This window comes from Megasphaera sp. UBA4382 (assembly GCF_002391155.1).
GTDB lineage: Bacteria > Bacillota > Negativicutes > Veillonellales > Megasphaeraceae > Megasphaera > Megasphaera hexanoica.
Window position 1 is genome coordinate 34,754 of the sequence record NZ_DGRS01000086.1, and the last position, 9,134, is coordinate 43,887.

At 46.1% G+C, this 9,134-nt stretch carries 4 protein-coding genes and 1 tRNA gene (1 of these 5 cut by a window edge); all 5 read right to left on the reverse strand.

Annotation, left to right across the window (positions count from 1 at the left end; genetic code table 11):
* Positions 1-3: 3 nt before the first annotated feature.
* Positions 4-3,696 (reverse strand): BREX-1 system adenine-specific DNA-methyltransferase PglX, encoded by a 3,693-nt coding sequence (pglX, locus tag B4H10_RS11125; RefSeq protein ID WP_292018858.1) that lies wholly within the window; start codon positions 3,694-3,696, stop codon positions 4-6.
* Between the two features lie 20 nt (positions 3,697-3,716).
* Entirely contained in the window at positions 3,717-7,334 is a 3,618-nt protein-coding gene (brxC, locus tag B4H10_RS11130; RefSeq protein WP_292018859.1) for a BREX system P-loop protein BrxC, read from the reverse strand.
* 13 nt (positions 7,335-7,347) lie between these two features.
* Complete coding sequence (locus B4H10_RS11135; RefSeq protein WP_292018860.1) at positions 7,348-7,977, reverse strand: DUF1788 domain-containing protein; 630 nt, start codon at positions 7,975-7,977, stop codon at positions 7,348-7,350.
* Between the two features lie 5 nt (positions 7,978-7,982).
* A complete protein-coding gene (locus tag B4H10_RS11140; RefSeq protein ID WP_292018861.1) occupies positions 7,983-8,582 on the reverse strand; it encodes a DUF1819 family protein in 600 nt (199 codons plus the stop codon).
* A 518-nt stretch (positions 8,583-9,100) separates the two neighbouring features.
* Positions 9,101-9,134 (reverse strand) — tRNA-Ala (locus B4H10_RS11145) (it continues 115 nt past the right edge of the window).

The following is a 9,134-nucleotide window of genomic DNA, read 5'->3' on the forward strand; positions in this document are numbered from 1 at the left end:
AGGTTACTCCTTTTCATGGGGCCATTCCGTGAGGTATTCGTGCCAGAGGGAGTCTTTGGCCATGATGGCTTTGGAGTCGGCCAATACTTCGTAAAATTTACCGTCCCGGCCGGTCTGGGCTTTGCGGTAGTTGATTTTGACGCCATCGTCCAGGTCGAGGTGAATCTGGTCTAGGGCCAGGTGGCCCAGCTTGGCATCATAGTCCTGACATTCTTTGATTTGCTTCTTCATCTTTTCCAGCCGCTTTTCCGCTACCGATACTTCATGGGCCGAATGGCTGTGGTCGATAACATCCTGCATGCGGTTGACTTCATTGCTGTAAATCCGTTCCATGCGGTGGAGATAATCGGCACGGACGCGCCCTATGGTGTTTTCATCGTAGCGATGGAGATAGACGAGAGCCTTAAAGCCGTTTTCCTTGCCGCTGTCAAAGAGCCAGTAAATCGGCCGTTTCTGATAAGTCTTGCAATGGTCCTTGTAGAAGTTTTTGAGAAAATAGTTGCGGAGCTTTTCTCTGGAAGTAGTACCCCGGGTCCCCAGGGCATCGGTGAGGAATTCCAGGTTGGCTTCGAAGTTTTCCCGGCCGAAGGCCTTTTTCAGCCAGGCACAGATGAAGGACGACAGGTCGTCATCAAAGTATTCTTCGTCGGTAATGGGCACGACGTTGTCACTGTCAGGAATGAAGGTTTGATACGTATCAGCATCCCATTCGCCGCCAGCATAAGCCAGACCCGGTGTGTCCAGGGAGTAGCGGCCGAAAAGACAGCCTACGGCATAGGACAAGAGGGACTTCATGACGTCTTCCTTGGTCAGGACATAATTACTGCCCTGAAGGTCGTCGGGAACATCGTCTTTGCTGTCAAAAACCTGGTGGACCGTCACATCTTTAGGGGCTACGTCCGGCGTCAATTCGTCCTCTAAGCCGTAGATGTCGATGAAAATGCGGTTCAATTCTTCTTCGTTGTCCTTGAGGATGTCGAAACGATCTTCACAGACAGCCTTGAACTGTTCATACCGTTCGGCCAGCGTCGGCTGTTTCGCCGTAATCAGGCCGGCCATATCCAAAGCAGACGAAGCTAATAAAGGATGAGTCTGGAAATCCCACGACGTTTCAAAGGAATCCCAGTCGGATTTTGAAATATCAATATTTGCTTGAACTAATTTAATAATTACATCTAAATTCTGTTTTTTATAAATTATAGGAATCTTTGCTATATCCCCCCACTGAAAATGCAAAGTTTGACATAGAACTTTAATATATTCATCTGCTACATATGAATTAAAAAATGCCTGCAAATAATATCGTATGTGTTTATCATCAAAATAAAGCATTGGACCTGCAGAGCAAGCTATTGCGCCTTTAGGCAAATATCTAAAAGAAATTTTTCCTGTTGATAAATCAGTCCAAACGAGACCTTTCTTTAAATAAAACTTATCATTTCCGCCACTAAAACCTTTAAAATGCTTCAACTCATATCCATCATTCTCATAATTTAAAACATACCACCAATTTCCAAACCACTTTCGATAAGAACCTCCTTTGCTGAACGGAATCCACTTATTAGGATAAAATAATTTTTTATTGCTTACTTCATGCCATAATCTTAAAAAATAATCATTATTTCCCGTTGAAATTCGCATTCGCTGCATGCAAAAGTCACTAACATGTTTACAGCTAACAAATAGTTGTATTAAATGTTTTGGCATGGAATATGCAAAAGGTATTCCAGGAACTTTTTTAAATTCATCACTATTAACAGCATATCTTCCCTGTTTACGTAAAAACATTTTTTCCTTGCCAACCTGAGTTGTTGGTCTCAATAACTGATAATAGTTGCTTTTATAATTTATAACTTCAGTATTAGCAATAATAAAAGCCGTCGTCTGTACAACTTCCCCACCGATTTCATCAAAAGCACGTGGCCCTAAATGGGCCATATTGACAATGGTCTTCTGTAGCACTTTTTCCCGCAGCTTTTCATAGCTGGAAAGGAACATCCAGGCGTGCTGGGTAATCATGGCCTGATAACCATTTGGCTTAATCATAGCCCCACATTGTTCAATGAAGACGGCAAAGAGGTCGCTCTTGCTATCAGGATAATTATCCTTGACATACTTCGACAACTTAGCATCCATACCGCCACTGCCCATATAGGGGGGATTGGTCACGACGACATCATATTTTCTGGATAACAGCTTGGCCTGACTGATGAGTTTGGGCATTTTGTCAGCCATTTCATCAGCCCAGGCGGCAAAGAGGATGTTTTCCGAACCCTTCTGCCGGATTTCTTCCAGATAGTCCTGGAGATTATCATAATCTGTCGGTTCTACCTTGAGGATGGAGCCGTATTCTTTGGCATCGTGGAACAGGTCGATCAATTCATCAGCCTGCACAATATAAGTCTGGTCCAGTGTCAATTGGCCAAAATCACTGCCGGCAAATTCCTGCCATTTCGAGAGGCCGTTGCTTTCTTCGATGGCATAGATATGGGGCTGGAGGCCCCGGCTCAGGAAGCGCCGGTCATACTGGCGGGCTTTCATCATGACGGCAAAATAGGCCAGCTGGGCTGCCCGTTCGTCGATATCGAGGCCATACAGATTATGTTCGACAATACTGATGGCGGCATCACGGTCACGATAACCCCGGCTCTGATAGATTTGCATGAGTACATCAAACATATAGACCAGGATATGGCCGCTGCCACAGCAGGGATCGAGGCAGGTCAGATCTTCCGGATTGAGCTTACTGTGTTCAGCATATATCTGATTCAGTTGTTTCTGGACGGATTCTTCTTGTTCTGCTTCGTCGAGATAATATTTCCATTGCCCTTTGAGGTTCTCATTGGGATGGCCTTCTACCCACAACCGCCCCAGGGAATTTTCTACCATGTAGCGGACGATCCAGTCCGGCGTAAACAGCTGGGTAGCAGCCGGGATATCTTCTTTCTTTATTTTTTCACTGCTCTTACGGGCAAAGACTTTATCTTTCGGTTCTGTATTGTAATACTGATAAAACCAGCCAATGATCTGCACCTGGTCACGGAAATCATCCTCGGGTATATCATGGACGAGGTGCCAGACGACACCGTCCCGGTCAGAAATGGTGAGGGTAAGCAGAAGTTCCGTATAGTCGGCGATGGTTTCAAACAGCATGGGCAGGGGTTCATTCAGGGCATTACATTCCTTGAGGAACAGCATCCGGAACAGGTCGTCGGTCTGGTTGTTTGTTTTCCAGTCTACGATTTGCCGCGATTCGTCTTCACTAAACGTTAAGTCCGAATCGAACGGCGACGTTACCAGATCCGGTTCGATTTTTTCCGGATTATCCGAGGACAGGACACGGACATGGCCGGGCAGATAATTGTTCACTTCCATGAACCGGATGGCGATGAGACGATTGAACCAGGTATAGGCAGTTTCTTCCATGATACGGGAAAAAGCCTCCGGATAGGAGATGTCTTTGGTCTTTTCCCTGATGACGGCCACGAGATTGTTCCGCTGGGCGATAGCGTCTCCCGTAACGATAGCCGGTTCTTTTAAGCCGATATCGAAGAACTGGGCATCCTTCGTAGACTGGGGCAGCGGGTCCTGTATCTCTTTATCGGTGATGCCCAGGAGCCGCGCCCTATATACGCTGTCGGCAATAAGTTTGTTTCTCGCCCAGATGGAAAATTTCTTTATAGCCGTTTTATCCATGATGTCCCTGCCCTTTCCAATTAAAATTCAACATTAATAATCGTGTCTTTATCTAGTTCGCTCAATAATTTTTTCCGCAAGGCTCCGACATAGGCATCGACATCCTGGGGCGATTCCAGACGCCACGAAGCCGTCCCGGTCATGGCCTTGATGGTCACGTTCTTTGTCTTTTTGATAGGCGGCGTAACCTTAGGCATGTTTTCTTTCGTTCCGGACTGGCCCGGGGCATTCTTTCTGTTCTTTTCGGCCTGTTCCCGTGCCAGTTTGTTATCCTTGGCGTCCATTTCATTGAGCAGGCGGATTTTCAACGCATCGGCCTGGTCAGCAAAGCTGCGCAGTGTCGATACGTTATTGCACCGATCCACTCTTCGCAGCAGATCATCGAACTGGTGTGCATAGGAATCTTTCTTTTCTTCCTGATAGGACTTTTCCCGCAGTACGTCCATGACGCGTTGACGAGAGCTGTAGATAGAATCGCGGACCGGTTTTTCCTGTTCATCCAGAACCGCAGTATAAAGCACCCCGAATGTATTCAGCAGTTCCGGCAGGCGGGGAATATCCCGATACGGATTATCTTCATACAGAATCCGCTTGATTTCTTTTACCGTGTCTTCCAACTCATGGTTGACGATATAGTTTTTACTGTCATCATAAATTTTCATCGATTTCAGGGCGTTATCAAAAATCTGCTTTTGTTCACCCTGGAAAAATTCCTGGATTGGTTCATAGTCTTCAGCAAAATCAAGCAAATCATCCTTAGCATCGACGATTTCTTTATAAAATTCTTTCGTAGACCGTGTTGCCAGGATGTCCTGCAACAGCCGGATTCCCTGACCGATTACGTTTTTTCCCGGATAAGCATCATTATTTTCATAACATACCTGTACTATTTCTAATTGAGACAGCAATTTCTGGAATCCGTTGCGGGTATGCTGCATCAGTTCGTCTTCATCGTCTGTTACCGGAGTGATTTGCAGCAGTTCCCGCATAATGTCTTTACACGTATTTTTATCCTTGCTGGAAATGCGGATTTTCCGTTCCATCATCAGTTTTTCTACGAATTGTCTCTTCGTGATATAATTGATGATTTCATCTTTCGTTTTGTTCATCAGGCTGACCGGAGCCCCATTGACGGTAAAGGCGATATCGCCCTGACGGAACAACTGGGCTACGAGGTATTCCACATCGTCTTCGACAAAGCCATAGGGAGCTTTCATGAACCGGTCTTTGACCGATTTGAGGGAGGTTTTCAGGTGCGCCTGGGAATTCATCTGGATATAGGCCAGTACGTCATCCAGAGCCAGCTGGTTGGCCTGGCGCGTCTGATCCAGATTGAGCGCGGTCTGTCCGTTTTGGGCAAACAATTTGCGTATGCTGCTTTCATCAAAAGGCGTATCAATGTAATATAATTTGTTGTATACCTTATCGACAAGGTGATGCAATGCATCCTGAATGCGGACATTGACATCTTTAGCCTTGATATCCGCCGGGCTGCCGTTAATGTAGATGGTGGCGTTCTTCAGATTTTCCATCAGGAATAAGCGGGCGTTGTCATAGCGTTCCCGCATTTCCAACCGTTTTCCTTCTTTGATGCTTTCGTACTGCACCATCGAGGCCGTCGTATTGCGGCGCAGAAATTTTTCGATTTTCAGGTACGTCTGGATTTCATCCATAAAGGCCCGGTCATTGGGCAGGGCTATCAGGACATCTGGCTGTGCGATGGATAAAGAAGCCAGCATGGCGTCATCGGTAATATCCGAAGCCGGCGTCAGGATATGGATGCCAATATCATTGCCTTTTGTTACTTTATAGGGGTATTCATCGACGGTCTGATTAAAGCTGAATGTATAGCGGCCGTTGAATTTGGGATAACGGTATTTTTTGTCCGTAAAGATATCTTCAAAGACCATTTCCGAAATTTTGTGGATGACATCGGCATTGTCGATATCTTCGCTTTCGATTTCCCGGTTGATTTCCTGTTCTTCGTTGGTCAGGAATACATAGGATTCGCCATTTTTCTGTACCAGCATCTGGCGGATCAGGACTTTAAGAGCCTCTTCGACGTTTCCCTTCAGGGTAATCCGGTCTTCTTCAAGATTATCCATCATGAGGGTCGTAATATTATCGACATTCGGCATCATGTCCTGTACGTATTTGATGAGGAACAGTGTTTTCAGTACGTTGATGGCAAAAACATCACCGGTCTTGTGATCCGGGTTGATATAGTCATTTTCATAGGCTTTGATGATGACGCTGCGATGGCTGTGGTCGAGGAAATTTTCCATCGGCGTGTAGAAGGCATAAAACGGGATAATCGTGCCCTGCTGTTCATGCATATAGGCCACTGCCGACTCTTTGAACATGGCCAGCATGGAGCGTTCCCCTTCGGACAGATGCTTGCCGGAAGCACCGTGGGTACGGATAGCGGTCAGGACGGAACCAAGCAGATTGAACTGATACGGGATAAACGGATAAACGGCGGCAAAATCGTCTTTTCCTGTGTACAATTTGCGTTCTACCGAGTCGGTGAAGACAATCTTGTTCTTGATGGTCGTTTCTTCCTGGCCGTACAGGAGACGCAACGTCTGGGCGGCAGTATCATTTTTTTCGAGGATACGTTTTTTGATGACCGCATCGACATTGGCGGAAGACAGGGACAGACGGGTATCAAAGCGGCCCTGGATTTTGGAGAAATCGTTGCCTTTGACTTTGATAATGGAATCGATATCCTGCTGGGATGTGACAATGACCCAGGCTTTGCCATTGCAGGCGCTGCCCAGATCTTCGGTCACGGTCTGCAAGTTGAGCATGAGATTGCGGTCGTCACCGATATACTGGCCGACTTCATCGACGAGGAACACGACATGATGGTTATGACCTTTTTCGTCGATATACTTTTTGACGCGGCCAGCAAATTCTTCGATAGAGATGCGATAGGGCTGGGTAGCTTTCTCACACCAGTTCCGTACTGATTCTTCCGACATGACGCCCATATCGACCAGGACATCGACGATATCGTCCTGCACGAAGTCGAATTCATGGCGCGCATCTTCCCACGCTTCACCACTGACGGAGGCAAATTTCTGTTTGAATTCGTCGTAGCGGCCTTTTTCCGCAAGATTGCGTTCCAGGTCGGCTACATAGGGAATCGTGCCGCAGAAGCCCTGCATTTCGTTGAAGACTTTGAGGAATACGTTGACGATGGCGTCCTTATCTTTTTTGCCATTGGAGTCGCTCTTGGAGTCGATATTAAAAAGGACGACATCGGTCGGCGTTTCGGCGGACAGTTTCATATCGGCCAGCACCATCGGATCTTCGATTTTATGATCGTCAATAAAGTAGTCAATGGCTCTTTTGCCACCGACTTCGGTATTATCCAGCAGATAGGAAAAGATTTTTAACAAGTGCGATTTACCACTGCCAAAGAAGCCGGAAATCCAGACGCCCATTTTCGGCGTCGTCCCGTTGATTCCTTTCTTGTAGGCAGCAAAAAAATCGGCAAAGTGTTTTTGCAGTTCCTTCGTCACGACGTATTCTTCCAGCTCCTGCCGGATATTTTCATTTTCAATGTCGCCGACCTTGATGACGCCTTGCAGGTCACGGTCGATGGGTTTGGCAAACATATCTTTAATTTCCATGATTCATCCCTCTTTAGCGGGCTATGCGGAATGCCCGGTAATAGCTATCTTCCACAAATTCATTAAAAACCACCAGCTCTTGTTCCGTATAGGTCCCCGGATAAAACAGGATGACCGGCGTGGCGGCAAATTTTTGTGGCAAATTGTAAAGCACTTTATTGAACACTTCCGGCGCTTCTAAGATAGGATAGCATTTGCCAATCCCCGCAATCAGGACAACGGCGTTTTCCGGCGTATGTTCTTCCATATAGCGGACCAGGTAGTTATCTTTGTCGGTAATCCGCAGCATCCGCTGTATAGCCGTTACGACATGCTGGATACCGCCACGGCTTTCCAACTTCTTGGTCTTTTCAATATAGCCTTTTTCCGTTAATCGGTCGATGATGATATCGTATAAATCATATATAATTAATTCGTAGTCATCAAAACCTTTACTATTGCGTTTTTTCAGCCATTCAATATGACTGCGGACTTCCAGTTCCTGTTCCGGCGGATAGTCAAATACCCAGTAGTTGACCTCGTTGGCTTTGCCGGTAGACTGCCGGAAGGAGGGAACTTTGATTTTTTCGTCCATCTCGGCAAACCGTTCGGAAAGGCTGCGGCGATTTTTATAATATTCACGCGATACTGTCTGTACTGCCATGCTGATCAAACTCCCGTCAATGCTTTGATAATCGGTTCCAGGTGCTGCTGGCCCAGCCAGGCTTCAAAGGCCGGATCCAGGATGGGTTTGAATAATTTCCGTGTCTTCTGGCCCCGGTCGGAAAGGCCAGCTTCCAGAATATAACTTTTATAGGTCCTCCCCAGGCGTTGCAACGTCTGATCCGTCCAGGTTGCGGCTTTGCTGTCCTGCAGCTGTTTGTCGCGGAAAAAAATCCGTATATCCTTGTCACTCAGCTCATTAGTCCCAATGAGAATTTTTTCTTTAAACACTTCATACATAAAATCAAAAAAGAGGCTTTCATGCATCATGATAGCCGTCAGGTTGATCAATTTCTGTGTTGCCAGGTCCGACTGCTGAAATAACGGGTATATACTGGAATCCAGCTCCTGGATCCGTGCTGTCACTGTCTGATATATCATCGTGGCCCGGGCCGGCGTCGAAGCATTAAACATATTCTGTTCAAGACACGCCGTCTTGATTTCATCAAAACTCAGGCCCTCAGAAAGCATAGCGATTTCCTTACGAAACTCAGGAAACCAGAAAGCAAATTTAACAGCTCCGGCACTATACGGTTTACGATTCATGATTTCACCTCTATACACCCGTCACAGATTATCTTAACACACATTATTAGCTCACCTTTCTAAATACATTCGTCAAAGCATAGGAAAATTCCTGCAATCCGGATAATCAGCATCCAGGTTAGAACGCTTTGCCCGTTCAAAAAGTAAAAAACGCTACACCATGTGAAATGTAAAACTAGGAATTTTTCATCCACAGTCCATCCGGAATACTATTATTTCAGCCGGTAATAACGGGAACGTTTTCCCAGCCCTTTTCTCTTCAGTTTACCAGAAGCTATCAGCTTTCGCAAAGCCTCTTCTATCGAACTGACACTAAGCGATAGACAAAGTTCCCAGCTATCCTGTTAGGTAAAACGACCGATTTTGTTCTGTACAGTCTGTCTTATGAAGCAACCAATGCTTCATAAAATATAAATCCTTACCCCATGTTTCCCTTTTCATACCCCCACAGCCTTATGCGTACGCAAACAAAAAAATAACCACGCGGCTCGTAAACCGCGTGGTTATCATATTCTTTATGGTGGAGATAAGGAGGATCGAACTCCTGACCTC

What these genes read in the sequence shown, in the direction of transcription:
- pglX (WP_292018858.1), bottom strand. Translation starts at nt 3,696, where the DNA reads ATGGATAAAACGGCTATAAAGAAATTTTCCATCTGGGCGAGAAACAAA.
- brxC (WP_292018859.1), bottom strand. Translation starts at nt 7,334, where the DNA reads ATGGAAATTAAAGATATGTTTGCCAAACCCATCGACCGTGACCTGCAA.
- B4H10_RS11135 (WP_292018860.1), bottom strand. Translation starts at nt 7,977, where the DNA reads ATGGCAGTACAGACAGTATCGCGTGAATATTATAAAAATCGCCGCAGC.
- B4H10_RS11140 (WP_292018861.1), bottom strand. Translation starts at nt 8,582, where the DNA reads ATGAATCGTAAACCGTATAGTGCCGGAGCTGTTAAATTTGCTTTCTGG.